We start from the raw sequence: 25,055 nt of genomic DNA on the forward strand, positions 1-25,055 counted from the left end.
GGTTACTGACGCAGGCTCTCTCGGACCTGCGTCAGGGTTCACTCAGTTAGCAGGAAAGTCCGGCAATACCGGGATCGGCGTCTTCTCGTCATCAATGGCAACGAAGCTGAAAACGCCATGGATCGCGCGCTCGCGACTGTCACAGCTCATGCTCTCGACAAACACTTCAACCTCGACCTTGAGGCTGGTGTTGCCGACATGAATCACCCGCCCGACCAGCTCAACAATCGAACCTGCCGCAATCGCATGTTTGAAGTCGATGCGATCGGATGAAACGGTCACCAGCGGCAGGCGACAAAACCGCGTGGCCGCAATAAACGAAACCTCATCCATCCACGCCAGCGCCGTACCGCCGAACAAGGTGTTGTGGTGATTGGTGGTCGGCGGAAATACCGCCTTAGCGACGCGGGTGGTGGACAGCTCTGTGCGGCGTTGGATTTCTTGCTCGCGAGGGGTCATGCAATGCAACCTATTTTGAATCGGGGAAAGCCACTGAGCCGGAAGATACGGGTCAGTGGCAGATACTTGAGCACCGCCCTGCTGCTCAGAGAAGACGGGCAGTTACGCTGAATAAAATCAGGATTACAGAAACGAAAAAGGCAGCCCGAGGGCTGCCTTTTTTCAGAGAAAAATGTCTTACGACAGTTTTTCCTTGATGCGAGCTGCTTTACCAGACAGGTCACGGAGGTAGTAAAGCTTGGCTTTACGCACGTCACCGCGACGCTTAACAGCCAGGCTGTCTACCAGCGGGCTGTAAGTCTGGAAGGTACGCTCAACGCCTACACCGTTGGAGATTTTACGAACAGTGAAAGCACTGTTCACGCCACGGTTACGCTTGGCGATTACGACGCCTTCGAAAGCCTGCAGACGCTGACGATCGCCTTCCTTAACTTTAACCTGAACGACTACGGTGTCGCCCGGTGCAAAGGTAGGGATCTCTTTGGTCATCTGTTCAGCTTCGAGCTGAAGAATAATTTTGTTGGTCATGCTGCGCTCCTAAGACAAGCGGTCTGGCTTGTCATCGATACATTAACTATCGTCCCGCTGGCGGATGTATTCCTCCAGCAGCTTTTTCTCTTCCCCAGAAAGCGAGCGGCTATCCAGAAGATCGACGCGTCGTTCGTGAGTCCTACCAAGGGACTGCTGCAAACGCCAGCGCCGGATGTGCTCGTGGTTACCGCTAAGCAGTACCTCAGGAACACGCTTATCCGCATACACCTCCGGGCGGGTGTAATGCGGGCAGTCGAGTAGACCATCCGTAAAGGAGTCTTCCTCGGCCGAACCTGCATGACCTAATGCACCAGGCAAAAGGCGCGTTACCGCATCGATCAGAACCATGGCCGGCAGCTCACCGCCAGACAGGACGTAATCCCCAATCGACCATTCTTCATCAACATGCGCCTCAATAAAGCGCTCATCGATGCCTTCGTAGCGACCTGCGATGAGGATCAAAGCCTCTTCGTTTGCCAGTTCGCGTACTGCTGACTGAGTCAGCTGGCGACCCTGCGGCGAAAGGTAAATCACCTTCGCTTTTTCACCTGCGGCTTGCTTGGCATCGAGCAAAGCATCCTCAAGCGGCTTGATCTTCATCACCATGCCAGGACCTCCACCAAAAGGTCGGTCATCAACAGTGTGATGACGATCTGTGGTGTAGCTCCGCGGATTCCAACAATTGAGCTGCAAGAGCTGTTGTTTCACCGCACGGCTGGTAATGCCATATTCGCTGATAGCAGCAAACATTTCCGGGAACAGCGTAATGACTTCAACGCGCAGGCTAGGCATGTCGCTTAGAAGTCCGCATCCCAGTCAACTTGCATCTCGCCAGCACTCAGATCTACCGACAACACGCACTGCTCTGTATAGGGCAGCAAGCGTTCACGATCATCCAGGCTGCCTGTACAAGGCCTGACCACTATCACATCGTTGGCGCCGGTCTCGAACAGATGATCAACCTTGCCGAGCAATTGCCCTGCCTGATCGATAACCTTAAGACCTTCCAACTGATACCAGTAAAACTCGTCATCGCTCAGTTCTGGCAGTTCGCTGCGGGCTACGCAGATCTCGAAACCGGCGTAAGTACGCGCCACTTCACGATCATCGAGACCCTTCAACTTCGCTACCAGGACCTTGCCTTGCAAGCGTCCACTGGCCACTTCAACCTGCTTTACCTCGTTGTCACGCCTAAGCGTCCAACGGCGGTAATCAAGCACATTACTGATCGGGTCGGTAAAGGAATAAACCTTCACGTCGCCTTTCACGCCATGTACCGAAACGATCTTACCGAGTACAACGAGGTCCTCGGCGGTAGCTGGCGTCGTGCTCATAAATACTTAGGCTGCAGCCTGAGCATTTACCTTCAGCAGCTGAGCAACGCGCTCAGACGGCTGTGCACCCTGGCTCAGCCAGTAAGTAACACGCTCTTGGTTAACAGACAGCTTGATTTCGTTACCCGAAGCAACCGGGTTGAAGAAACCAACACGCTCAACGAAACGACCGTCGCGCGCATTGCGGCTGTTGGTCACGGTGAGGTGGTAAAATGGGCGCTTTTTAGAGCCGCCACGGGCTAGACGGATGGTTACCATTAAACTTCGTTCCTGTAGTCGGTGCTGCAAAAAAGAAATGCAAGCATAGGGCACTAGGCCCGAAAGGCCGCATATTCTAAGGATTATCCGGATTTTTGCAAATAACTTTTTGCCCCCGCCGGTCGGGGTACTGGCCTGTCATGCCTGACAGGCTATTCAAACCTTCTGGTTTATTTGGCTAAACAGCCCATTTTAGCGGGCTGCAGGCCTGAACCAAGAGACTGAATTACAGCTTGGGCATCCCGCCGCCACCCGGCAACATTCCACCCATACCACGCATCATTTTCGCCATGCCGCCTTTAGCGGTGAATTTCTTCATCATTTTCTGCATCTGCTTGTGCTGTTTGATCAGCCGGCCGATGTCTTGAACCTGAGTTCCGGAACCCATGGCGATGCGGCGTTTGCGCGAACCACTGATAATTTCAGGGTCACGGCGCTCGCCCGGCGTCATCGAGTTGATGATCGCCTCCATTTGTTTGAATTGCTTTTCAGCAGCGCCCTGGGCATTGCCCATCTGCGCCGGATTCATGCCGCCCATTTGCGGCAGTTTATCCATCAGGCCGCCAAGGCCGCCCATGTTCTTCATCTGTTGCAGCTGATCACGGAAGTCTTCGAGGTCGAAGCCCTTGCCCTTCTTCAGTTTCTTGGTGAGCTTGTCGGCCTTTTCACGGTCGATTGTCTGCTCGGCCTGTTCGATCAGGCTGAGTACGTCACCCATACCCAGAATGCGCGATGCAATACGATCCGGGTGGAATGGCTCAAGGGCGTCGGATTTCTCGCCCATACCAATAAACTTGATTGGCTTGCCGGTCACATGGCGCACGGACAACGCCGCACCACCACGCGCATCACCGTCGACCTTGGTCAGCACAACACCGGTCAGCGGCAGCGCATCAGCGAAGGCCTTGGCCGTAGCAGCGGCGTCCTGACCGGTCATGGCGTCAACCACGAACAGTGTCTCGGCAGGTTTCACTGCCTGATGCAGGGCCTGGATCTCCGCCATCATCTCGGCATCAATGGCCAGACGACCTGCGGTATCGACCAGCACTACATCGATGTACTTGAGCTTGGCTTCGGCAATCGCTGCCTGCGCAATCGCCACCGGCTTCTGGCTGATGTCCGACGGGAAGAAGGTAACGCCCACTTCACCGGCCAGGGTCTCAAGCTGCTTGATCGCGGCAGGACGATAAACGTCCGCAGAAACCACCAGCACCGATTTCTTCTTACGTTCTTTAAGAAACTTCGCCAGCTTGCCGACAGTGGTGGTTTTACCCGCACCCTGCAGACCCGCCATCAAAACGACGGCTGGTGGCGTGACACTTAGGGCCAGATCTTCGTTGGCGGCCCCCATGATCGACTCAAGCTCAGCCTGAACGATCTTCACGAACGCCTGACCCGGGGTCAGACTTTTCGATACTTCGGTGCCGACCGCGCGATCACGAATGCGATTGACGAAGTCTTTAACCACCGGCAACGCAACGTCGGCTTCGAGCAACGCCATGCGCACTTCACGCAGGGTGTCCTTGATATTGTCTTCTGTCAGCTTGGCTTTGCCAGTGACATTTCGCAGCGTTAGCGAGAGGCGGTCAGTTAAATTTTCGAACATGCTCGTTCCTTTCAGGTTCCGCTGAACCGAGGCTGGGCTTGCAACTAGCCGGCGATTATAACCAACTGTCTGCAACACTGACACCGCCAGTGGTCTTTCGTGAACGATCCTTTGTGTGCCACACTCAGCGCCTTTAGGGATTGTCCTAACAGGAATTATGCACCCTCTGCTACCCAGCCTCGTTGCTATCTGCTTGTATGCAGGCGCCGCCGCCTACCAAGGCCTGAGCCTGAAACAGGGCAAGCGCCCCAACACACGCCTGCTGAAAATGCTCGGCGTCATCGCCTTGTGCTTCCACGGCGGCAGCCTCTATATACAGATGCATCACCCGGCGGGCCTTGCGCTCGATCTGTTCAATGCCGGCAGCCTGATCGCCTTTGCTGTGATCGCCATCACGCTATTGGCCTGTTCGCGCATTCCAGTGGAAAATCTTCTGCTGTTTTTGTATCCGCTGGGGTGCGTAACCGTGCTGTTTGCTCAGTTCATGCCCAGCGGCACCATTCAGCCAATTGATGAAGAGCCGGGCATCATCGCGCATATCCTGCTGTCGATTCTGGCTTACGGCATGCTCACCATTGCCGTGTTCCAGTCACTGCTGGTGCTCATGCAAGACCACCAACTGAAACACAAACACCCGACAGGTCTGATCAAGAACTTCCCGCCGCTGCAAACCATGGAGAGTTTGCTGTTCGGCTTTCTCTGGGCAGGCATGGGCATGCTATCGCTGGCCCTGATCTCTGGCGCACTGTTCATCGACAATCTGTTTGCCCAGCACCTGGTACACAAGACCATACTGTCTTGCTTCGCCTGGGTGGTGTTCGCTGTGCTGTTGTGGGGCCGCCATCAGCTTGGCTGGCGCGGCCACAAAGCAATACGCTGGACGCTCGCAGGCTTCTGCCTGCTGATGCTGGCGTATTTCGGCAGCAAACTGGTTCGCGAATTCATCCTGCATATCTAGGCCACTACAGTGAACGATCTGCCTCCCGGCTTTTTGCTTGGCATCCTCATCTTCTTGCTGGCGTGCTCGGCTTTCTTTTCAAGTTCTGAAACCGGCATTCTCAGCCTCAACCGCTATCGCTTGAGGCATCGCGCCAAAGAGGGCCATCGTGGCGCCAAGCGCGTAACTGCCCTGCTCAACCGTCCCGACCACCTGCTCGGCACCATCCTCATTGGTAACAACTTCGTCAATATTCTGGCCTCATCGATTGCCACAGTGCTGGCTATCAAGTTGTATGGCGAAGCAGGCATTGCTATCGCCACCATCGGCCTGACGCTGGCGCTGCTAATTTTCGGCGAAATCACCCCGAAAACCCTCGCCGCCCTGCATCCGGAGCGCGTCGCTTACCCATTCAGCTTGCCGCTGACCATTTTGCTGAAGATTTTTTACCCGTTGGTTATTGCCCTGAGCTGGGTCAGCAACCACCTGCTGCGACTGTTTGGCGTAGATCCGGCCAACCAGGGCACCGACAGCCTTACGACTGAAGAATTGCGCAGCGTGGTGCGCGAGTCCGGTCATGAACTGCCGAAGAACCGCCAGAACATGCTGCTGGGTATTCTCGACCTTGAGCGCGTGACGGTTAACGACATCATGATCCCGCGTAACGAGGTCACCGGCATCAACCTTGATGACGACCTTGAGCTGCTCATCCAACAACTCACCAACACCACACACACGCGCCTGCCGGTATTTCGCAACGACATCAATCAAATTGAAGGCGTGGTGCACATCCGTCAGATTGCGCGCCTGCTCACCAGCAACGAGCTGACCAAGGAGGCGCTTTTGAGCGCCTGCACCGAGCCCTATTTCGTTCCGGAAAGCACCCCGCTGTCGACCCAGCTAATCAACTTCCAGAAGCAGAAACACCGTATGGGCGTTGTGGTTGACGAGTATGGCGACGTGCTTGGCGTAGTCACCCTTGAAGACATTCTCGAAGAGATTGTCGGCGACTTCAGCAACCAGAACATTCTGCGCAGCCCGGACATCCATCCGCAGGACGACGGCACCCACGTTATCGATGGCTCGGCGTACATCCGCGAGGTCAACAAGGCGTTGGGCTGGGGCTTGCCTTGCGAAGGGCCAAAAACCCTTAACGGCCTGATTACCGAAGCACTGGAAAGCATTCCGGACTGCTCGGTATGCCTTAAGATCGGCCAATACCGCCTGGAAATCCTGCAATCGTCCGAGAATCGGGTGAAAAGCGTTAAGGTCTGGCTTGCCGAAGCTACGCCTGAGAGCCCTGAGGCTGAAGCCTGATACCCAACAGCAGGTTATCCGCCCAGAGGCGATAGCCTGCTGCTGATGGGTGGTAACCATCCACCGCCATTAGATGTGCTGCAAAATCCAGATCCAATGCCAGATACTGCGCGCCCGTCGCCGCAGCGGACTCACGCATGGCGCGATCCAGCATCGCGGCGCGCAATCCCAGCAAACGCCGGAACAGCCAGGGCAATGCAGTGAAGTGCTGCAAAGGCGGCACACCGCTGAACACGACGCGATCTGCTGTGGTTTGTGCATGATGCTGCAGGCCTTGAACAATCTGCTGTAGCGAGGCCTGCCAGCGCTTCAAGCTGCTTAAATGCGTGGTGTCGTTGACACCCAGCAGCACGACCACCAGATCATGCGGCCCTGCTGCTGGCGTCGTCACCGATCGCTGCGAAACATACCGCTGATGCAGCTTTGCTGCGGTTATACCGTTCTCACCGCACACTTGCCACGCAACGGGCCGGCTGAAGCGCTGGCTCATTGCTCCCGCCAACTGCCCGGCCAGTGCCAACTGCATGCAGCTAACGCCCACGCCGACCGCAGTCGACTCACCCAGGACCAGTAAACGCAGTGGCTCGCCAGCCAATGCAGCGCCCGCCACGCCAGCTTGCTCGCCTGCAGCCGGCATCAGGCGCAAGGCCTTGCGCCGGGTCAGCACTGCCATTGGCAGCACCACCGGCGATAACGCCAGCACCAGCAACCACCACGCCGATGCTAACGCCGCGCTCATAGTTCGACGTTAATCGCCTGCGCAGCGCGCGTAGCTTTGGCCCGGGCAGCCTGCAGCGACTCGTCGCGTGCGAGCGCCACGCCCATCCGACGTTGGCCGCTGACTTGCGGCTTACCAAACAGGCGCAAGGCGGTATCGGGCTCAGCAAGGGCCGCTGCAAGGTTGCCAAAGCTCACCTCTTGCGACTCACCCTCAACCAGCAAAACGGCCGAAGCAGACGGCCCAAGTTGGCGAATGTGCGGAATTGGCAAGCCGAGGATCGCCCGCGCGTGCAGGGCAAACTCAGACAAATCCTGCGAGATCAGCGTGACCATGCCGGTGTCGTGGGGACGCGGCGAGATTTCGCAGAACCACACCTGATCACCCTTAACGAACAGTTCAACGCCGAACAGGCCGCGACCACCCAATGCCTCGGTCACGGCCAGGGCAATGCGCTCGGCTTCAGCCTGCGCCTTCGGGCTCATCGCCTGTGGCTGCCAGGACTCCTGATAATCGCCTTTCTCCTGACGGTGACCAACAGGCGCACAGAACGTGGTGCCGCCAACGTGGCGAACAGTCAGCAGTGCGATTTCATAGTCAAAGTCGATAAAGCCTTCAACGATCACCCGACCTTTGCCAGCACGCCCGCCGGCCTGTGCATAATCCCAGGCGGCTTGCACATCGGCAGCGCTCTTGAGCACCGACTGGCCTTTACCCGACGAACTCATGATCGGCTTGACCACACACGGAAAACCAATCGCCGCGACGGCTGCCTCAAAGGCCTCGAAGGAATCGGCAAACTGATACGGCGAGGTTGGCAGGCCCAACTCTTCAGCCGCCAGACGACGAATGCCTTCGCGGTTCATCGTCAGCTGCGCAGCGCGTGCACTTGGAATGACCGTGTAGCCTTCGGTTTCCAGCTCGGCCAGTGTCGCCGTGGCAATCGCTTCGATTTCCGGAACGATGTAATGCGGCTTTTCCTGTTCAATGATCGCGCGCAGCGCATCGCCATCGAGCATGTTCACCACATGGCTGCGGTGCGCAACCTGCATCGCCGGCGCGTTGGCGTAGCGATCCACCGCAATCACTTCAACGCCCAGGCGCTGCAACTCGATAACCACCTCTTTACCCAGCTCACCCGAGCCGCAGAGCAATACACGCGTCGCGCTGGGCGACAAAGGGGTTCCGATACGGGGCATAAATAATCCTTGGGCCATTCATTACAGGCAAATAGGTAAGACAACTGTTAAAGGCTGGGCAATAGAAGCGACTTGCAGACGCCGCACGGCCCGCGCAAACGAGCCGCTCAAAGCAGCAATCAGAGCATCAGGCCTTTTTCGCGGGCGCGCTGGTCACACAGCACCAGCACTTGGCGACGCTCTTCGTTCTCCATACGGCTCCAGCGCACGATTTCACTCATGCTGCGCTGGCAGCCGGTACACACATCGTCATCGTCAAGCGCACAGATATGCACGCAAGGCGACTTAACCGGTTTCTCAATGTTCATCAATCGTCTTGCTCAGCAAGCTCCTTGGCATAACGCTGGGCGTTGTGCACGTAATGAGCCGCGCTGGCTTCAAGCATTTTCTTCTGCGCGTCGGTCAGCTCACGCACCACTTTGCCGGGCGATCCCATTACCAGCGAGCCGTCGGGAATCACCTTGCCTTCGGGTATCAGGCTATTGGCGCCGATGATGCAGTATTTGCCGATTTTAGCGCCATTCAGCACCACGGCGTTGATGCCGATCAGGCTGTAATCGTCTACCGTGCAGCCGTGCAGCATAACTTTGTGGCCGATAGTGACGCCTTTACCCAGCGTCAACGGAAAGCCCATGTCGGTGTGGATCACGCTGCCATCCTGAACATTGCTATTTTCACCGATATGAATCAGCTCGTTATCGCCGCGCAGAACAGTGTTGAACCAGACGCTGGCGCCGGGCTCAAGCTTGACCTTGCCCACCAGCGTTGCATTCGGCGCCACCCAGCTCTCCGGGTGGGCATCGACACTGGCAGTACCTAAACGGTATTTCATAAGGGTCCCTCAATGCTCAACTGAGCTTGATAAAGTGCTCGGGTGGGCGCTGCATGTCGATGCCAGCGTCGAAGATAAGATTGACCAGCTCGACCACCATGATTGCGGTGAGCCCCCATATTTTGAATTCGCCAAAACGGTAGCTCGGCACGTACCAACTCTGGCCGAGATAATCGATGCGATGCGTCACTTCACGCGGGTCATCACGAAAGAACGCCAGCGGCACCGAGAACACGGCAGCGATTTCGTCGTCATTGGCCACGTATTCGACGAAGTCCGGCACCACCGCCACATACGGGGTAACCTGAATACCGTGACGGGAAACCAGTGTACTCAGCGGGCCAATAACTTCGACCAGCCCTGGCGGCAGGCCAATTTCTTCTTCGGCCTCGCGCAAGGCGGTGGCGACAAGATCGCTGTCTTCCGGGTCACGACGGCCACCCGGGAAGGCGACTTCGCCGCCATGCGTCGACAAGCCGCTGGCGCGTAAAGTCAGCACCACTTCGGGGTCATCACTACGGGTGATCGGCACCAGAACTGCCGCTTCGGGAAACCCCTGATCCGCCACCATCGTGCGTGGGCGGTAATCGCGTACACGTTGCAGTAAATCGTCCTGCATGTTGAATCTCGACTTTTTCTTCTGCCGCGATGATTGCATGAAATATCCCGACGCCCAAGCCCCGGCAAGCGGATCACCGGCACTGATGGTTGAAAATGCCGCAACCGCATAGCTTGCCGACGCACCTGATATCGCGCCAAGATAGAGGCTTGGCAGGAGATTCCAGCATGAAGTTTTGCAGCCTCTGTGGCGCACCCGTAACTCAGCGCATTCCCGAAGGCGACAACCGCCTGCGGTTTGTCTGCAGCCATTGTGCAACCATTCATTATGAGAACCCGCGCATCGTGGCGGGGTGCGTGCCGATCTGGGGTGAACAGGTTCTACTCTGCCGCCGGGCCATTGAGCCGCGTGTAGGCTACTGGACGCTGCCAGCAGGCTTTATGGAGAACGGTGAAACACTGGAGGAAGCCGCTGCCCGCGAGACCAATGAGGAAGCCTGCGCGCGCGTTAGCGGTCTGGAGCTGTATACGGTGTATGACCTGCCGCATATAAATCAGGTATATATGTTCTTTCGCGCGCAGCTCGCCGACCTCGATTTTGCAGCCGGAATCGAGAGCCTGGAAGTGCAGCTTTTTCATGAACATGAGATCCCTTGGTCAGAGCTGGCTTTCCCGACGGTTGGCCGTACCTTAGAATGTTACTTTGCGGACCGTCGGCATGATGCCTATCCGGTGCGTAACGAACCCCTTGATGCGCTGCGTGCGCATTACAAAAAAGCCTTTTGATCTGCGGGATTATGCTCTGATGCGTTGGTTGTTCGCCCTACTGTGTCTATCGCTCAGCGTTCTGGCTAACGCCAACCCGCAGCCCCCGCAAGCTTCTCCTGCACCCCGGGTCGACAAGATTCTGGTGGTCAAATCCGAGCGCAAGCTACAGCTCATCAGCCATGGCAAGCCATTCAAGTCTTACCGCATATCCTTGGGCAAGGTGCCGACCGGGCATAAGGAACGCGAAGGCGACCAGCGCACGCCAGAAGGTATTTACTGGGTGGATTGGCGCAAGACCAGCGATAACTTCAACCTGTCGATGCACATTTCCTATCCCAACGCACGGGACATGGCCACTGCGCGCAACAAGGGCACCAAGCCGGGCGGCATGATCATGATTCACGGCACCCCGCTCGACGCCGAGTACCCGGAGTGGTTCTTCAATACGCTGGATTGGACCAACGGCTGTATCGCCATGACCAACCCGGACATGCGCGAAGTATGGTCGCTGGTGAAGGACGGCACGCTGATTGAGATCCGGCCTTAAGCCGCTATCGCTGCAAACAAAAATGGCGCCGGGAGCGCCATTTTTTATGCCTCAAAATTGCATGTCCGACAGCCGCCACACATCAAAGGCAGGCGTCTCATAAGGGTGCGCAGCCTTGAGCGCCGCCACGACCTGATGAATAGATTCATCGGCCACGACCAGTTCGACCTTCCACTCATCCACCCGCTCCAGCGCACCCGCCGTGCCTATGAATGGTTGGCTGCCGGGCAATGGCTGAAACTGCCCCTGCCCGAACACCTGCCAGGCACAGTGCTGGTAGTTGCCGATACGTCCGCCACCGGCGTTGAACACCGCCTGTTTGACGGGTTCAAGATGGTTCTCGGGCACATAGAAGCACAATTTGTACATGCGAATTCTCCAACGTCTGCATGCTCAGCTACGACAGCAATCTCCGTACTGGCTCAACATGAGACCCGATTCGCAGCCGCTTGTTCAGCCCTGCAAGCTCGACTGCCTCTCAATTTCTGCGAATAAACCGATGCCACCGCTCGGCCATCGAGCTTACCGGCGGCACATGGCTGCCATCACAGAACGGCAATCGTTTCGAGCGCCCACAACGGCACAACAGCAGGAGCTGTTCACGCGCAGGATTTACAGTGAGGCCACGAGCGCAGCCAGAGGGACAATCGGGACGTTGCAGCGAATGCTCGCAACGGCAAAGCAACAAAGGTTCGCCGGGGCTAACCCGACGAACCTCTGGCAGAATCAATGCGGGCTCATCAGCCATGAGCCCGCACCCGCATGATCAATCCGCCCAGACACGGGCATTACGGAACATGCGCAGCCAGGCACCGTCTTCATTCCACTCATCCGGGGCCCACGAGTTCTGCACGGCGCGGAACACACGTTCCGGGTGCGGCATCATGATCGTGACGCGGCCGTCACGACTGGTCAGACCGGTAATACCGCGTGGCGAGCCGTTCGGGTTGGCCGGATAGTTTTCGGTGACCTTGCCGTGGTTGTCGACGAAACGCATGGCCACGCAACCGGACAGATCCGCTTCCAGCAGTGCTTCTTCGCTTTCGAACTCGGCATGACCTTCACCGTGAGCGATGGCGATTGGCATGCGCGAACCGGCCATGCCCTGCAGGAAGATCGAAGCCGACTCCTGAACCTGAACCATGGCAACGCGCGCTTCGAACTGCTCGGAGCGGTTACGCACGAAGTGCGGCCAGAATTCACTGCCCGGAATCAGTTCGTGCAGGTTGGACAACATCTGGCAACCGTTGCACACGCCCAGCGAGAAGCTGTCTTTACGATCAAAGAAGGCGCTGAACTGGTCACGCGCACGGCTGTTGAACAGAATCGACTTGGCCCAGCCTTCACCGGCGCCCAATACGTCACCGTAAGAGAAACCGCCGCAGGCAACCATGCCCTTGAACTGCTCAAGGCTGACGCGACCGCTGAGGATATCGCTCATGTGCACGTCAATCGCATTGAAGCCGGCGCGGTCAAACGCAGCGGCCATTTCGACCTGCCCGTTAACACCCTGCTCACGCAGCACTGCAATTTGCGGGCGCAGGCCTTTCTTGATGTAAGGCGCGCTGATGTTTTCGTTCACATCAAAGCCAAGCTTGGCGCTCAGGCCTGGATTGTCTTCTTCGAGCAGCGCGTCGAATTCCTGATCGGCGCATTCGGCGTTATCACGCAGACGCTGGATCTGGTAGCTGGTAGACGACCACTCGCGCTGCAACATGCGGCGCTCGCCAGTGAATACCTTCTCGCCGTGATAGCTGATCAGCACTTCACCGTTGTTTACCGGCTGGCCGATCACCGAGACGCAATCCGCGAGGCCCGCTGCACTGAACTGCGAGAGGACTTCAGCGGTAACGTCCTGGTGCACCTGAATCACCGCACCCAGCTCCTCGTTGAACAGCACGCCGGCTACTTCATCAAGGTTTTGCGCGAGCGCATCGAGTTGCAGGTTCAGGCCGCAATGGCCAGCAAAGGCCATTTCCAGCACAGTGGCCAACAGGCCGCCGTCGGAGCGGTCGTGATAAGACAACAGCAAGTTGTCGCGATTGAGACCCTGCATGACCGCAAAGAATGCCTTGAGGTCTTCAGCATCATCAACGTCTGGCGCCTGCTTGCCCATCTTGCCGTATACCTGCGCCAGAATAGAGGCGCCCATACGGTTCTGGCCACGGCCCAGATCGATCAGGATCAGATCGGTTTCACCGCGATCCATGCGCAGCTCAGGCGTCAGGGTCTGGCGAATATCAGTGACCGGTGCGAAGCCTGTGACAATCAGCGACATTGGCGACGTCACGCTCTTCTCAGCGCCGTCATCCTGCCAGCGGGTCTTCATCGACATCGAGTCTTTGCCCACTGGAATGGTAATGCCCAGCTCAGGACACAGTTCCATACCCACCGCTTTGACGGTGTCGTACAGGCGCGCATCTTCACCCGGATGACCGGCAGCGGCCATCCAGTTAGCCGAGAGCTTGATGTCGGAGATCTTGCCGATCTTCGCGCAAGCCATGTTGGTCAGGGTTTCACCAATAGCCATACGGCCCGATGCCGGCGCATCCAGCAGTGCCAGCGGCGTGCGCTCGCCCATGGCCATGGCTTCACCGGTGTAGGCGTCGAAGCTGGTAGCGGTTACGGCGCAGTCAGCCACCGGAACCTGCCACGGCCCGACCATCTGGTCGCGTGCAACCAGACCGGTAATAGTGCGGTCGCCAATGGTGATCAGGAAGTTCTTGCTGGCAACAGCCGGATGACGCAGCACACGGCTGATGGCTTCGCTCAGCTCAACCTTGGCCGGATCGAAATCATCGCCCAATTCGGCTTCGCGGGTGGCTTCGCGGTGCATGCGCGGCGCTTTGCCAAGAAGTACGTTAAGCGGCATGTCGACGGCGTTGTTGTCGAAGTGCGAGTCGGCAACGGTCAGGTGCTGCTCTTCGGTGGCCTCACCGACGACCGCAAACGGGCAGCGCTCACGCTCACAAATGGCTTTGAAACGCTCGAAATCCTTGGCATCAACGGCCAGTACATAACGCTCTTGCGACTCGTTGCACCAGATTTCCAGCGGGGCCATGCCCGGTTCATCGTTAGGCACAGCGCGCAGGTCGAAACGACCGCCACGGCCGGCATCGTTCACCAGCTCTGGGAAAGCGTTAGACAGACCGCCCGCGCCAACGTCATGAATGAAGCTGATTGGGTTGCTGTCGCCCAACTGCCAGCAGCGGTCGATAACTTCCTGGCAACGACGCTCCATTTCAGGGTTTTCACGCTGTACGGAGGCGAAGTCGAGGTCGGCAGAACTGGTGCCGGTGGCCATCGACGAGGCTGCGCCACCGCCCAGACCGATAAGCATGGCCGGGCCGCCCAACACGATCAGCTTGGAGCCGACAGTGATTTCGGCTTTCTGCACGTGATCTTCACGGATGTTGCCCATGCCGCCCGCGAGCATGATCGGCTTGTGGTAGCCGCGCACTTCATCGCCGTGCGGGGTGCTGATCTGCTGCTCGAAGGTACGGAAGTAACCGGTCAGCGCCGGGCGACCAAATTCGTTGTTGAATGCAGCGCCGCCCAACGGGCCTTCAATCATGATATCCAGCGCAGTCACGATGCGCTCAGGCTTGCCGTAAGGCACTTCCCACGGCTGCTCGAAACCCGGAATTTGCAGGTTGGATACGGTGAAACCGGTCAAGCCGGCTTTCGGCTTGGCACCGCGACCGGTTGCGCCTTCGTCGCGAATCTCACCGCCAGAACCGGTCGATGCGCCCGGGAACGGGGCAATCGCGGTTGGGTGGTTGTGCGTTTCAACCTTCATCAGGATGTGCACCGGCTCATTAACAGCAGCGTACTGACGGGTCTCAGGGTTCGGGAAGAAGCGCCCTGCCGTGCTGCCAACGATAACGGCGGCGTTGTCTTTATAAGCCGACAACACACCTTCGTTGTGCATCTGATACGTGTTCTTGATCATGCCGAACAGGGATTTTTCCTGAGCCTGACCGTCGATATCCCAACTGGCGTTGAAGATCTTGTGACGGCAATGCTCGGAGTTGGCCTGTGCGAACATCATCAGTTCGATGTCGTGCGGATTGCGACCAAGACCTGTGAAGCTGGTCACCAGGTAATCAATCTCATCTTCCGCGAGCGCCAGACCCAACTCGACGTTAGCCTGTTCAAGCGCAGCACGACCGCCGGTCAGAATGTCTACCACCGTCAGTGGTTTTGGCGACGCGTGGCTGAACAGCGCGGCGGCGTCTTGCAGGTTGTCCAGCACCAACTGGGTCATGCGGTCGTGCAGCAAGCTCTCTACAACCTGCGCCTGAGCAGCATCCAGCTCGCCACTGACGTAGTAGGCAATACCGCGCTCAAGGCGCTGAATCTTGGCCAAACCACAGTTGTGGGCAATGTCACTGGCCTTGCTCGACCAGGGTGAAATCGTACCAAAACGTGGCACGCTGAGGAAAAGCCGCCCAGAGGGCTCCTGAACCGGCACGCTAGGGCCGTATTTAAGCAGGCGAGCGAGCACTTGCTCTTCGTCAGCGGTGAGCACACCGGTAACATCGGCAAAATGCGCAAACTCGGCGTACAGCCCAGTAACAGCGGGTACTTTGCTGGTTAAAAGCTCAAGCAATTTACCGTGGCGGAAAGCAGAAAGGGCGGGAGCGCCGCGCAAGATCAACATCGGAGACAGCCTCTGGGAAGGGGGTGTACTTTGAGGCCGTGCATTCTAGCGTAAAGCGCCGATAACGGCACCCGTTGACTGCTCCGAAACGATAACTACCTCTGTTAGCAGAGAAGCAGAACGCTGTCGAGATATGGCGAGGTGCAAGCTTTGCGTATACTGCATGGATGTTTGCCCAATCTGTGATCCGCAAGCACTGCACCTTCTGGGTGGCAGTGATCGGTATCCTTCTGCAGCTCAGTGGTTGCGCCGAGGAACAAAAACCTCCGAGCGCACTAGAGCGTGTGCAGACGGAGGGAGTCCTGCGCGTGATCACCCGCAACAGCCCGGCCACCTACTTCCAGGACCGCAACGGCGAAACCGGCTTCGAGTACGAACTGGTCAAACGCTTTGCGGCTGACCTCAAGGTCAAGCTGAAAATTCAGACCGCCGACAACCTCGACGAACTATTTTCCCGACTAAAGGCACCGGACGGCCCCTCTTTGGCGGCGGCTGGCCTGACCTCCAGCGCGGACCGCAAAAGCGAGTTTCAATTTTCCAAGCCTTATTTGCAGGTCACCCCGCAGGTTATCTACCGCCATGGTAATCGCCGCCCTACTCGCCCCGAAGATTTGATCGGCAAGAAAATCATGGTGCTTAAAGGCAGCAGCCACGCCAACCAGCTGGCCATGCTCAAAGTCCAGTACCCCACGCTCGCCTACGAAGAGTCTTCCGATGTGGAAGTGGTCGACTTGCTGCGCATGGTCGATGAAGGCCAGATCGACCTTACTCTGGTCGATTCCAATGAGCTGTCGATGAATCAGGTGTACTTCCCCAACGTTCGCGTGGCCTTCGACCTTGGCGACGAACTGGGTTTGAGCTGGGCCGTACCCGGCGGTGAAGACCACAGCCTGCTCGATGAGATGAACGCTTTCCTCCAGCGCGCCAACGAAAACGGCAGCCTCAAACGCCTGAAAGACCGCTACTACGGCCACGTTGATGTACTTGGCTACGTTGGCGCCTACACCTTTGCCCAACACCTGCAAAATCGCCTGCCACGTTACGAGCAGTTCTTCCGCGATGCCGGCAAGAATCACTCGCTGGACTGGCGCCTGCTCGCGGCAATGGGTTATCAGGAATCACTCTGGCAGCCCACGGCCACCTCGAAAACCGGCGTGCGCGGGCTGATGATGCTGACCTTGCGCACGGCGCAGGCAATGGGCGTGTCCAACCGACTCGACCCCAAGCAGAGTATTCAGGGCGGCGCCAAATACATCGTCAAGGTTAAGGCAGGCCTGCCAGACAGCATTAAAGAGCCGGATCGCACATGGTTTGCGCTGGCGGCTTACAACGTCGGCGGCGGGCACCTTGAAGATGCGCGCAAGCTGACCCAAGCTGAAGGCCTCGACCCGAACAAGTGGCTCGATGTGCAGAAGATTCTGCCGCGGTTGTCGCAAAAGAAGTGGTTCAGTAAAACCCGCTATGGCTATGCCCGCGGCGGTGAGCCGGTGCACTTTGTGCGCAACATCCGTCGCTACTACGACATTCTCACCTGGGTAACTCAGCCACAGCTGGAAGACAGCCAGGTCGTCGACAGCAACATCCACGTGCCCGGCATCGACAAGAACAACCTGAAGAAAGAAACCTCGCCGCTCTAAGCACGCCGCCCAAAACCACTCGACTACGAACTCGAAGGCTTATTACTGGCCTTTGCTGGCCCGCCGCGCACGAAAGAATTCGGTGAGCACCGCGCCGCACTCATCTGCTAGCACGCCGCCCTCAATCATCACGCGATGATTGAGAAACGTCTGATTGAAGAACTCGCCACGGCTGATGGCCACACCGGCCTTGGGCTCGGTTGCACCATATACAACCCGCTCAATGCGCGAATGAACAATCAGCCCTGCACACATGCTGCACGGCTCAAGCGTCACGTATAAGGTGCTACCCGGCAGACGGTAGTTAGATAGCCGCAAAGCAGCATCACGAATCGCCACCATCTCGGCATGGGCGCTGGGGTCGTGGGTGGTAATCGGGCAATTGAAGCCACGCCCGACAATCTCGCCATCCTGAACCAGCACCGCGCCGACCGGCACTTCCCCGACCGCAGCGCCCTGACTGGCCAGCGCTAGCGCTTCACGCATGAAGTGGGCATCGCGAGTGCGATCAATGATTTTAACCGGACGCATCAGGCTACCTTTATCGCCGCCATAAGGCCTGTTTCCATGTGATCAATCACATGGCAGTGAAACATCCACACGCCAGGATTATCCGCTACAAAGGCGATGCGCGCCGTTTCGTTCTTGCCGAGCAGGTAAGTGTCGGTGAAATACGGGATGATTTTCTTGCGGTCGGAGCTGATCACCTTGAAACTCATGCCGTGCAAATGCACCGGGTGCAGGTATTGCGCCATATTGCGCAGCTCGAAAATGTAGTGATTGCCCAGCTTCAACGTGGCGATTGGCCGATCCGCACAGGTCTTGTCATTGATATCCCAGGCCTGGCCATTGATCTGCCAATACTGAGCTGGCCCCGCCTGATTCGGGTCTGCTAATGCAGCGGCCCATTCAAAGTTGAACTTGATGGTTTCAGCCTTGGCCAGATCCGGCTCGGCCACAGGATTGGCTGGCAATGCTGGCGGCCACTCTGCTGGCGCATCGGTGCTGGCGACACTCTTGATTGTCGCCAAACGCAACGGCCCGTTACGCAGTGACAACTCGGTACCCTCTGCCGGAACCTTGAGCGCCAGATCGAGCCGCATTCCCGCGCCCAACCAGTATTCCTTGCCCAGATCACGCGGCTCGATCGGATTACCGTCGAGCGCATAAATCCGCGACTCGGCACCGGGCAGATTTATACGGTAGGTCATGGTGCTGTCGACATTAATCAGGCGCAGGCGAACCACTTGTCCGGCAGGTAACTCGATCACCGGACGCGGCACACCATTGATTGTCGACAGCCTGCCCCGTGTGCCGGCGCGCGCCGCTTCACGGGGAATACTGAACGGGGTGAATGCGCCCTCCTCATCAACATTCCAGGTTTTCAGGCTCAGCGTGCGCTCATGCGCAAAGCCGGTCGGCTCACGCTCATCAATGATCAGCGGCCCGACCAACCCGCGCCCCAGCTGCTTGGAACTGGCCAGATGTGGGTGATACCAGTAGCTACCGGCATCGGGCGGGACGAACTGATAGTCGAAATACTCACCGGGCAATACCGGCAATTGCGATACATAAGGCACGCCGTCCATTTCCAGCGGGATGCGCATGCCGTGCCAGTGAATTGTGGTTTGTTCCGGCAGCTTGTTGATAAAGCGCACACGCAACAGATCGCCCTGACGGCAACGAATCTCGGTGCCCGGCGCCTGCGGGCCAAAGCCCCACACCGGGGTTTTATGGCCCGGAACCAGCTCCATGTCGAAGGGCGCGGCAATCAACTCGTAATCGTGGGTTTTGCGATCAAACGGGCGGCCCAGCCAGTAACGTGCGCCACCGGCACCCAGGCCAACGACGGTTAAGCCAGCCAGCCCGGCGAGAATTTGTCTACGCGTGAACGACATGTAAATGGACTCCTTTAGCCAACATTCATGAGCCCATCAGGCGACGGTTACCAGCGTCTCCTCTGCGGGAAACGGCCAATGTCATAAAGGCTGCGGCATCAGCCTCTCAGCTGATGACTCTGTGAATAGCGGAATGAGAATATTTTAACACGCAACGATCCGGGTTAACGACCACAACAACGCCCGCCATCAGCGCCACTGTGTCGCACCGGTGCAGCGCAGGAACCGCGCAGCTTTTTCAGCCACTGAGAGTTAAGAGCGTAAAGCCGGTGCGGGCCAAATGCCGGACTGTGCAGGCAATAAAAAACCCGCGAATGAGCAGCTGCAAGGCTGTCATCCGCGGGTTCGGGTAACGTCAGGCTAGCGCACTAGCCGGATGTTATTCCCACTCAATCGTTGCCGGTGGCTTGCTCGACACGTCGTAAGTGACGCGGGAGATGCCTTCGATCTCGTTGATGATGCGGTTGCTGACCTTCTCCAGCAGCTCGTATGGCAGATGCGCCCAGCGAGCGGTCATGAAGTCGATGGTTTCAACAGCGCGCAGTGCAACAACCCATGCATAACGACGACCGTCACCGACGACGCCAACCGACTTGACCGGCTGGAACACCACGAACGCCTGACTGGTCTTGTGGTACCAGTCGAAGTTGCGCAGTTCTTCGATGAAGATGTGGTCGGCGCGACGCAGCAGGTCGGCGTATTCCTTCTTCACTTCACCGAGAATCCGCACGCCCAGACCCGGGCCCGGGAATGGGTGACGGTAAACCATGTCGTACGGCAGACCCAGCTCAAGACCGATGCGACGCACTTCGTCCTTGAACAGTTCACGCAGCGGCTCGACCAGTTTGAGGTTCATTTCCTCTGGCAGGCCACCGACGTTGTGGTGCGACTTGATAACGTGTGCCTTGCCGGTTTTAGCGCCAGCAGACTCGATCACGTCCGGGTAAATGGTGCCTTGCGCGAGGAACTTGATGTTTTCCAGCTTGGACGCTTCGGCATCGAACACGTCGATGAAGGTGCGACCAATGATTTTGCGCTTTTTCTCCGGATCGGCTTCGCCAGCCAGGTTATCCAGGAACTGCTTTTCAGCGTTAGCGCGGATCACCTTGACGCCCATGTTCTCGGCGAACATGGCCATCACTTGCTCGCCTTCGTGCAGGCGCAGCAAACCGTTATCGACAAACACGCAAGTCAGCTGGTCGCCAATTGCCTTGTGCAACAGCGCGGCAACCACGGAGGAGTCAACACCGCCCGACAGGCCGAGCAATACGTTGGCGTCACCCACCTGAGCACGAACCGTGGCGATGGCATCTTCAACGATGTTCGACGGAGTCCACAGGGCTTCACAACCGGCGATTTCCAGCACGAAGCGCGACAGAATGCGGCCGCCTTGCTTGGTGTGGGTCACTTCCGGGTGGAATTGCACGCCGTAGTAGCCACGCGAGTCGTCGCTCATGGCGGCAATCGGGCAGCTCGGGGTGCTGGCCAGAACGTGGAAGCCTTCCGGCATGCTGGTGACTTTGTCACCGTGGCTCATCCACACGTCCAGACCGAATACGCCGTCGTCATCGATATGATCTTCGATGCCGTCCAGCAGGCGCGCCTTACCGACAACGTCTACGCGGGCATAGCCGAATTCGCGGACGTCGGAACCAAGCACTTTACCGCCCAGTTGCTCGGCCATGGTTTGCATGCCGTAGCAGATACCGAAGACCGGAACGCCCAGATCGAAAACAGCCTGCGGTGCACGCGGGCTGCCTTCTTGATGAACAGACTCGGGGCCACCGGCGAGAATGATGCCGCGCGGAGCGAAAGCGCGGATGTCTTCATCGCTCATGTCGAACGGGTGCAATTCGCAGTAAACCCCGATTTCACGTACGCGACGTGCGATCAGCTGGGTGTACTGGGAGCCGAAATCCAGAATCAGGATGCGATGGGCGTGAATATCAGGGTGAGCCATAGCCGTCTCTCGTAGCGGAATGCACAAATGACAAAGGGCCGATTAACTCAGCCCCGTACTTCATAAACTTTTCAAAAATAACCTTGCTGCTTCTGCACTGGCTAATACGGCAAGGAGGTAAAGCGCGAACGGCTTATTTGCCTCAGCAAACATCGCCCTCTCGCTTTACCCCGCCTTACCTGCCCTGCGCACGCGAGCAGCAAAGTGATTTTTAACCGACGCGGTAGTTCGGTGCTTCTTTGGTGATCTGCACATCGTGAACGTGCGACTCAGCCATACCGGCGCCGGTAATGCGAACGAACTCAGGCTTGGTGCGCATCTCATCAACAGTCGCGCAACCGGTGTAGCCCATCGAAGCACGCAGGCCGCCCATCAACTGATGAACGATAGCCGCCATAGCGCCCTTGTAGGGCACACGGCCTTCAATACCTTCCGGCACCAATTTCTCGGCACCTGCGGATGAGTCCTGGAAGTAACGGTCGGACGAACCTTGCGCCTGACCCATTGCGCCCAGCGAACCCATGCCGCGGTAGGCTTTGTAGGAACGGCCCTGGAACAACTCGACTTCACCTGGCGCCTCTTCAGTACCCGCCAGCATCGAGCCGATCATCACGCAGGATGCGCCCGCAACCAACGCCTTGGAAAGGTCGCCGGAGAAACGAATGCCACCGTCTGCAATCAATGGCACGCCTGTGCCTTCAAGGGCAGCGGCAACGTTGGCAACGGCAGAAATCTGCGGCACACCAACACCTGCAACGATACGCGTGGTGCAGATCGAACCCGGACCGATACCGACCTTAACGCCGTCAGCGCCCGCCTCGACCAACGCCAGAGCAGCAGCGCCGGTGGCGATGTTGCCGCCGATAACCTGGATATCAGGGAAGCTTTCCTTGACCCAACGCACGCGGTCGATCACACCTTTGGAGTGACCGTGCGCGGTATCAACGATGATCACGTCAACGCCGGCAGCAGCCAACGCGGTTACGCGGTCAGCGGTTTCAGCGCCAGTACCAACAGCCGCGCCAACACGCAGACGACCTTGGTCATCCTTGCTGGCAAGCGGGTAAGCCTTGGCTTTTTCAATGTCTTTTACCGTCATCATGCCTTTGAGCTTGAACGCGTCATCGACAATCAGGACTTTTTCGAGGCGGTGCTTGTGCAGCAACTCGCGGGCCGCTTCTTTAGCAGCGCCTTCTTTAACAGTGACCAGACGCTCTTTCGGCGTCATCACTTCGTGGACTTTAGCGTCCATGCGTGTTTCAAAACGCACGTCGCGGGAAGTCACGATGCCAACCAGATCGCCGTCAGACAGCACCGGAACGCCGGAGATGTTGTTCTGGCGGGTCAGCTCAAGCAGATCACGCACAGTGGCGTTGGCTTCGATAGTAATAGGGTCTTTGACCACACCCGACTCGAACTTCTTGACCTTGCGCACTTCGGCAGCTTGCTGCTCGATGGTCATGTTCTTGTGGATGATGCCGATGCCACCTTCCTGAGCCATGGCAATTGCCAGACGGGCTTCAGTAACGGTGTCCATCGCGGCGGACAACAACGGGATATTCAGTTCAATTCCACGGGTCAGGTGAGTCTTGAGGCTCACATCCTTCGGCAGAACTTCTGAGTAACCTGGAATAAGTAAAACGTCGTCGAAGGTAAGAGCTTCTTGACTGATACGCAGCATGGCGGGGGCTCCCAGACGGGAAAATTGGAAGCGCGTCATTATACCCAGCAGCGGCCCTGCACTCAATGCAAACTATCATTACGCGACGATTTACAGCCTCAAACAGCGCGAAAGGCCCTGACACAGGCAAAAATTGACCAGCAATACGCATAAAAAGCCAAATGCTGGGCTATACAGTTATGCCAAGCTGATTCGCCGGCTGGCATTGTGCGCAGAGGACTGCTCAGTGCCCTCAATGGCGGGCGTCTATAGTCACTTTATGGTCAATACCTGATCTTCGATGTGTAAGGAGCCTCACATGCGTAATCTGCTTCAGGTTTTGCTGTTTGCCTGTCTCAGTGTAATGACACTTTCGGTTAGTTGGGCGCAGGATGAAACGCCGACAAACAACACATCAGGGACCATCAACCCCAATGCTGAACCCGCCGATTTAAAAATAGCCAACCGCACCATCTTCACCTTCCGCGCCGAACTACTCGGTGAAACGCCACAGCTACGGCAACGCCGCGCAGTGGCGGCTATCAATGAGGCACTCGACGAATACACCGACCTGCCTGTGAGCATCGATCAGGTCCAAAAAAGCTACGTCATCCTGATGGGCTCCAACCGGGCATTCTTTGTCACACCGGGCGACGTTGACCCCGTCACACCGTTGTCGACTCAGGAAACAGCCAAAGCGGCCGCCGCCAAACTGGAGCGGGTAATCAGCGAAACGCAGGAAAGCCGCGATCTGAACTTCATGTTCAAGGCTGTGGGTTATTCGGCTGCCGCCACGGTGATCTACATCCTGCTGCTCAACGGTATCGCGCTGCTGCGCAACAAACTCCTGGATCAGCTGCCTAAGTTGCTGCAGCGCCATAACATGTCGCTCAAGGTTGGCCAGACTCAGTTGATTGATACGCGCCAGCTGTATCCGTTGATCTCAAGGATATTCTGGGCTCTACGCTGGCTGTTGATATTGCTGCTGACATACCAGTGGATCAGCTTCGTGCTGTCCTGCTTTCCCTACACGCGCCCGTGGGGCGAAAGCCTTAATGCCTACTTGCTGGATATCGCCGGCTATATTGTGCACGGCGTTATCGGCGCCATACCCGGTTTGGGGATTGCGCTTTGCATCTTCATGCTCGCCCGGGCGACAACTCACTTCACCAAACGCCTGCTCACCCGCATGGCAACTGCTGGGCGTAGCTTCACCTGGCTGAACTTCGAGACCCTGTCACCGACAACCAAACTCACCTCGCTGGCAGTCTGGTTATTTGCCCTGGCGATGGCCTACCCGTATTTGCCCGGCGCTGGTACAGAGGCATTCAAGGGATTGTCGGTACTGGTCGGTTTGATGATCTCACTCGGCGCATCCAGCGTTGTCGGACAAGCAGCAGCCGGTTTGATCCTGACGTATTCGCACACCTTCCGCGTCGGCGAATATGTGCGCTTTGGTGATCACGAAGGCACCGTCAGCGAAATGGGCATGTTCACCACTCGCATCCGCACCGGCCTGGGTGAAGTACTGACCATCCCCAACTCAATGATTACCGGCGGCGTAACCAAGAACTACTCACGCGCCGTAGACGGCAAAGGCTACATCGTCGATACCGTCGTTACCATCGGCTACGACACCCCTTGGCGCCAGGTCGAAGCGATGCTTCTGGAAGCAGCCTCGCGCACACCCGGCATATCCAGCGTACCGGGCGCGGTGGTGTTTCAAACTGCTTTGTCAGACTTCTACCCGGAATATCGTCTGGTCGCCCATGCAATGCCCAGCCAGCCACGCCCACGCGCTGAGCTTCTGAGCGCACTGCACGCCAACATACAGGACGTATTTAACGAGTACGGCGTACAGATCATGTCGCCGCACTACCTCGGCGACCCCGCACAAGAGAAGTGGGTACCTAAAGAGAAGTGGTATCAACAGCCGGCAAAACCGGAAGAAGAGGTTTAAACAATTGATGCCTGCTGAGCCCAAATAGCTCAGCAGGCATCCGTTGGAGCGTTCTGACCCATTACGATTACATTGCTAAGATCAATCCCGCCTCCACTTAGCTGAACACTTCATAACCTACTTAGCTCACAAATTTTCGTAACGTGTAAATCTTCACAATCTCCGAGACAGTTAAAAGTATCAAGGACACGAAAATTCCGAACAAGCCAAAGA

General features: G+C 57.4%; 24 protein-coding genes. 6 read left to right on the plus strand and 18 right to left on the minus strand.

Annotation, left to right across the window (positions count from 1 at the left end):
• Positions 1–42: 42 nt before the first annotated feature.
• The 6 genes from BM395_RS03895 to ffh all read right to left on the minus strand — a co-directional run bounded on the left by BM395_RS03895 (position 43) and on the right by ffh (position 4,188).
• Positions 43–459 carry an acyl-CoA thioesterase gene (locus tag BM395_RS03895; protein WP_090508958.1) on the minus strand — a complete coding sequence of 139 codons (417 nt, stop codon included), beginning with the start codon at positions 457–459 and terminating at the stop codon, positions 43–45.
• A gap of 177 nt (positions 460–636) precedes the next feature.
• Positions 637–987, minus strand: coding sequence for a 50S ribosomal protein L19 (rplS, locus tag BM395_RS03900; protein WP_069899564.1), 351 nt, complete (start codon positions 985–987; stop codon positions 637–639).
• Between the two features lie 42 nt (positions 988–1,029).
• The gene (trmD, locus tag BM395_RS03905) at positions 1,030–1,782 is read right to left on the minus strand and encodes a tRNA (guanosine(37)-N1)-methyltransferase TrmD (protein WP_069899565.1); all 753 of its coding nucleotides are present in this window, start codon (positions 1,780–1,782) and stop codon (positions 1,030–1,032) included.
• 5 nt (positions 1,783–1,787) lie between these two features.
• A complete protein-coding gene (gene rimM / locus BM395_RS03910; RefSeq protein ID WP_090508959.1) occupies positions 1,788–2,324 on the minus strand; it encodes a ribosome maturation factor RimM in 537 nt (178 codons plus the stop codon).
• A gap of 6 nt (positions 2,325–2,330) precedes the next feature.
• A complete protein-coding gene (rpsP, locus tag BM395_RS03915; RefSeq protein ID WP_069899567.1) occupies positions 2,331–2,582 on the minus strand; it encodes a 30S ribosomal protein S16 in 252 nt (83 codons plus the stop codon).
• A gap of 226 nt (positions 2,583–2,808) precedes the next feature.
• Positions 2,809–4,188 (minus strand): signal recognition particle protein, encoded by a 1,380-nt coding sequence (gene ffh, locus BM395_RS03920; protein ID WP_090508960.1) that lies wholly within the window; start codon positions 4,186–4,188, stop codon positions 2,809–2,811.
• 157 nt (positions 4,189–4,345) lie between these two features.
• Between ffh and BM395_RS03925 the strand changes: the two genes are divergently transcribed.
• A complete protein-coding gene (locus BM395_RS03925) occupies positions 4,346–5,146 on the plus strand; it encodes a cytochrome C assembly family protein (protein ID WP_069899569.1) in 801 nt (266 codons plus the stop codon).
• Positions 5,147–5,155: 9 nt separating this feature from the next.
• A complete protein-coding gene (locus BM395_RS03930; protein ID WP_090508964.1) occupies positions 5,156–6,442 on the plus strand; it encodes an HlyC/CorC family transporter in 1,287 nt (428 codons plus the stop codon).
• On the opposite strand, the gene BM395_RS03935 is transcribed toward BM395_RS03930, so the two are convergent.
• The 5 genes from BM395_RS03935 to BM395_RS03955 form a co-directional block, all read right to left on the minus strand.
• Positions 6,411–7,181 carry an SGNH/GDSL hydrolase family protein gene (locus BM395_RS03935; RefSeq protein ID WP_090508966.1) on the minus strand — a complete coding sequence of 257 codons (771 nt, stop codon included), beginning with the start codon at positions 7,179–7,181 and terminating at the stop codon, positions 6,411–6,413. The genes BM395_RS03930 and BM395_RS03935 overlap by 32 nt on opposite strands.
• Positions 7,178–8,359, minus strand: coding sequence for a formate-dependent phosphoribosylglycinamide formyltransferase (gene purT / locus BM395_RS03940; protein WP_090508968.1), 1,182 nt, complete (start codon positions 8,357–8,359; stop codon positions 7,178–7,180). The genes BM395_RS03935 and purT overlap by 4 nt, the downstream gene beginning before the upstream one ends.
• A gap of 119 nt (positions 8,360–8,478) precedes the next feature.
• Entirely contained in the window at positions 8,479–8,667 is a 189-nt protein-coding gene (locus BM395_RS03945; RefSeq protein WP_069899573.1) for a DUF1289 domain-containing protein, read from the minus strand.
• Entirely contained in the window at positions 8,667–9,191 is a 525-nt protein-coding gene (locus BM395_RS03950; RefSeq protein WP_069899574.1) for a gamma carbonic anhydrase family protein, read from the minus strand. Before BM395_RS03950 ends, BM395_RS03945 begins: the two co-directional genes overlap by 1 nt.
• Before the next feature lie 16 nt (positions 9,192–9,207).
• A complete protein-coding gene (locus tag BM395_RS03955) occupies positions 9,208–9,810 on the minus strand; it encodes a CoA pyrophosphatase (protein ID WP_090508970.1) in 603 nt (200 codons plus the stop codon).
• A 167-nt stretch (positions 9,811–9,977) separates the two neighbouring features.
• On the opposite strand from BM395_RS03955, the gene BM395_RS03960 reads away from it, so the two are divergent.
• Together BM395_RS03960 and BM395_RS03965 are read left to right on the plus strand one after the other, a co-directional pair.
• Positions 9,978–10,535: an NUDIX hydrolase gene (locus BM395_RS03960; protein WP_090508971.1), complete on the plus strand. Its 558-nt coding sequence runs from the start codon at positions 9,978–9,980 to the stop codon at positions 10,533–10,535.
• Between the two features lie 19 nt (positions 10,536–10,554).
• The gene (locus BM395_RS03965; protein WP_090508973.1) at positions 10,555–11,064 is read left to right on the plus strand and encodes a L,D-transpeptidase family protein; all 510 of its coding nucleotides are present in this window, start codon (positions 10,555–10,557) and stop codon (positions 11,062–11,064) included.
• Positions 11,065–11,115: 51 nt separating this feature from the next.
• Here the strand turns inward: BM395_RS03965 and BM395_RS03970 are convergent, their stop codons facing one another.
• From BM395_RS03970 to purL, 3 genes are all read right to left on the minus strand, one after another.
• The gene (locus BM395_RS03970) at positions 11,116–11,433 is read right to left on the minus strand and encodes a YqfO family protein (protein ID WP_090508975.1); all 318 of its coding nucleotides are present in this window, start codon (positions 11,431–11,433) and stop codon (positions 11,116–11,118) included.
• A gap of 109 nt (positions 11,434–11,542) precedes the next feature.
• Complete coding sequence (locus BM395_RS03975) at positions 11,543–11,812, minus strand: CDGSH iron-sulfur domain-containing protein (protein ID WP_090508978.1); 270 nt, start codon at positions 11,810–11,812, stop codon at positions 11,543–11,545.
• An 18-nt stretch (positions 11,813–11,830) separates the two neighbouring features.
• Positions 11,831–15,727: a phosphoribosylformylglycinamidine synthase gene (gene purL / locus BM395_RS03980; RefSeq protein ID WP_090508980.1), complete on the minus strand. Its 3,897-nt coding sequence runs from the start codon at positions 15,725–15,727 to the stop codon at positions 11,831–11,833.
• 167 nt (positions 15,728–15,894) lie between these two features.
• Here purL and mltF point away from each other — a divergent pair, with 167 nt between their 5' ends.
• Positions 15,895–17,364 (plus strand): membrane-bound lytic murein transglycosylase MltF, encoded by a 1,470-nt coding sequence (mltF, locus tag BM395_RS03985; protein ID WP_090508982.1) that lies wholly within the window; start codon positions 15,895–15,897, stop codon positions 17,362–17,364.
• Between the two features lie 42 nt (positions 17,365–17,406).
• On the opposite strand, the gene tadA is transcribed toward mltF, so the two are convergent.
• The 4 genes from tadA to guaB all read right to left on the minus strand — a co-directional run bounded on the left by tadA (position 17,407) and on the right by guaB (position 22,903).
• Positions 17,407–17,895 carry a tRNA adenosine(34) deaminase TadA gene (gene tadA / locus BM395_RS03990; protein ID WP_090508984.1) on the minus strand — a complete coding sequence of 163 codons (489 nt, stop codon included), beginning with the start codon at positions 17,893–17,895 and terminating at the stop codon, positions 17,407–17,409.
• Positions 17,895–19,262, minus strand: coding sequence for a multicopper oxidase family protein (locus BM395_RS03995; protein ID WP_069899582.1), 1,368 nt, complete (start codon positions 19,260–19,262; stop codon positions 17,895–17,897). Before BM395_RS03995 ends, tadA begins: the two co-directional genes overlap by 1 nt.
• A gap of 379 nt (positions 19,263–19,641) precedes the next feature.
• The gene (gene guaA, locus BM395_RS04000) at positions 19,642–21,222 is read right to left on the minus strand and encodes a glutamine-hydrolyzing GMP synthase (protein ID WP_069899583.1); all 1,581 of its coding nucleotides are present in this window, start codon (positions 21,220–21,222) and stop codon (positions 19,642–19,644) included.
• 211 nt (positions 21,223–21,433) lie between these two features.
• Complete coding sequence (guaB, locus tag BM395_RS04005) at positions 21,434–22,903, minus strand: IMP dehydrogenase (RefSeq protein ID WP_069899584.1); 1,470 nt, start codon at positions 22,901–22,903, stop codon at positions 21,434–21,436.
• A 298-nt stretch (positions 22,904–23,201) separates the two neighbouring features.
• On the opposite strand from guaB, the gene BM395_RS04010 reads away from it, so the two are divergent.
• The gene (locus tag BM395_RS04010) at positions 23,202–24,842 is read left to right on the plus strand and encodes a mechanosensitive ion channel family protein (protein ID WP_090508986.1); all 1,641 of its coding nucleotides are present in this window, start codon (positions 23,202–23,204) and stop codon (positions 24,840–24,842) included.
• Positions 24,843–25,055: the final 213 nt, after the last annotated feature.

Origin of the sequence: Pseudomonas marincola, from assembly GCF_900116605.1 — a bacterium.
In the GTDB taxonomy this organism is placed as follows: Bacteria; Pseudomonadota; Gammaproteobacteria; order Pseudomonadales; family Pseudomonadaceae; genus Aquipseudomonas; species Aquipseudomonas marincola.

What these genes read in the sequence shown, in the direction of transcription:
- BM395_RS03895 (WP_090508958.1), bottom strand. Translation starts at nt 459, where the DNA reads ATGACCCCTCGCGAGCAAGAAATCCAACGCCGCACAGAGCTGTCCACC.
- rplS (WP_069899564.1), bottom strand. Translation starts at nt 987, where the DNA reads ATGACCAACAAAATTATTCTTCAGCTCGAAGCTGAACAGATGACCAAA.
- trmD (WP_069899565.1), bottom strand. Translation starts at nt 1,782, where the DNA reads ATGCCTAGCCTGCGCGTTGAAGTCATTACGCTGTTCCCGGAAATGTTT.
- rimM (WP_090508959.1), bottom strand. Translation starts at nt 2,324, where the DNA reads ATGAGCACGACGCCAGCTACCGCCGAGGACCTCGTTGTACTCGGTAAG.
- rpsP (WP_069899567.1), bottom strand. Translation starts at nt 2,582, where the DNA reads ATGGTAACCATCCGTCTAGCCCGTGGCGGCTCTAAAAAGCGCCCATTT.
- ffh (WP_090508960.1), bottom strand. Translation starts at nt 4,188, where the DNA reads ATGTTCGAAAATTTAACTGACCGCCTCTCGCTAACGCTGCGAAATGTC.
- BM395_RS03925 (WP_069899569.1), top strand. Translation starts at nt 4,346, where the DNA reads ATGCACCCTCTGCTACCCAGCCTCGTTGCTATCTGCTTGTATGCAGGC.
- BM395_RS03935 (WP_090508966.1), bottom strand. Translation starts at nt 7,181, where the DNA reads ATGAGCGCGGCGTTAGCATCGGCGTGGTGGTTGCTGGTGCTGGCGTTA.
- purT (WP_090508968.1), bottom strand. Translation starts at nt 8,359, where the DNA reads ATGCCCCGTATCGGAACCCCTTTGTCGCCCAGCGCGACGCGTGTATTG.
- BM395_RS03945 (WP_069899573.1), bottom strand. Translation starts at nt 8,667, where the DNA reads ATGAACATTGAGAAACCGGTTAAGTCGCCTTGCGTGCATATCTGTGCG.
- BM395_RS03950 (WP_069899574.1), bottom strand. Translation starts at nt 9,191, where the DNA reads ATGAAATACCGTTTAGGTACTGCCAGTGTCGATGCCCACCCGGAGAGC.
- BM395_RS03955 (WP_090508970.1), bottom strand. Translation starts at nt 9,810, where the DNA reads ATGCAGGACGATTTACTGCAACGTGTACGCGATTACCGCCCACGCACG.
- BM395_RS03960 (WP_090508971.1), top strand. Translation starts at nt 9,978, where the DNA reads ATGAAGTTTTGCAGCCTCTGTGGCGCACCCGTAACTCAGCGCATTCCC.
- BM395_RS03965 (WP_090508973.1), top strand. Translation starts at nt 10,555, where the DNA reads ATGCGTTGGTTGTTCGCCCTACTGTGTCTATCGCTCAGCGTTCTGGCT.
- BM395_RS03970 (WP_090508975.1), bottom strand. Translation starts at nt 11,433, where the DNA reads ATGTACAAATTGTGCTTCTATGTGCCCGAGAACCATCTTGAACCCGTC.
- BM395_RS03975 (WP_090508978.1), bottom strand. Translation starts at nt 11,812, where the DNA reads ATGGCTGATGAGCCCGCATTGATTCTGCCAGAGGTTCGTCGGGTTAGC.
- purL (WP_090508980.1), bottom strand. Translation starts at nt 15,727, where the DNA reads ATGTTGATCTTGCGCGGCGCTCCCGCCCTTTCTGCTTTCCGCCACGGT.
- mltF (WP_090508982.1), top strand. Translation starts at nt 15,895, where the DNA reads ATGTTTGCCCAATCTGTGATCCGCAAGCACTGCACCTTCTGGGTGGCA.
- tadA (WP_090508984.1), bottom strand. Translation starts at nt 17,895, where the DNA reads ATGCGTCCGGTTAAAATCATTGATCGCACTCGCGATGCCCACTTCATG.
- BM395_RS03995 (WP_069899582.1), bottom strand. Translation starts at nt 19,262, where the DNA reads ATGTCGTTCACGCGTAGACAAATTCTCGCCGGGCTGGCTGGCTTAACC.
- guaA (WP_069899583.1), bottom strand. Translation starts at nt 21,222, where the DNA reads ATGGCTCACCCTGATATTCACGCCCATCGCATCCTGATTCTGGATTTC.
- guaB (WP_069899584.1), bottom strand. Translation starts at nt 22,903, where the DNA reads ATGCTGCGTATCAGTCAAGAAGCTCTTACCTTCGACGACGTTTTACTT.
- BM395_RS04010 (WP_090508986.1), top strand. Translation starts at nt 23,202, where the DNA reads ATGCGTAATCTGCTTCAGGTTTTGCTGTTTGCCTGTCTCAGTGTAATG.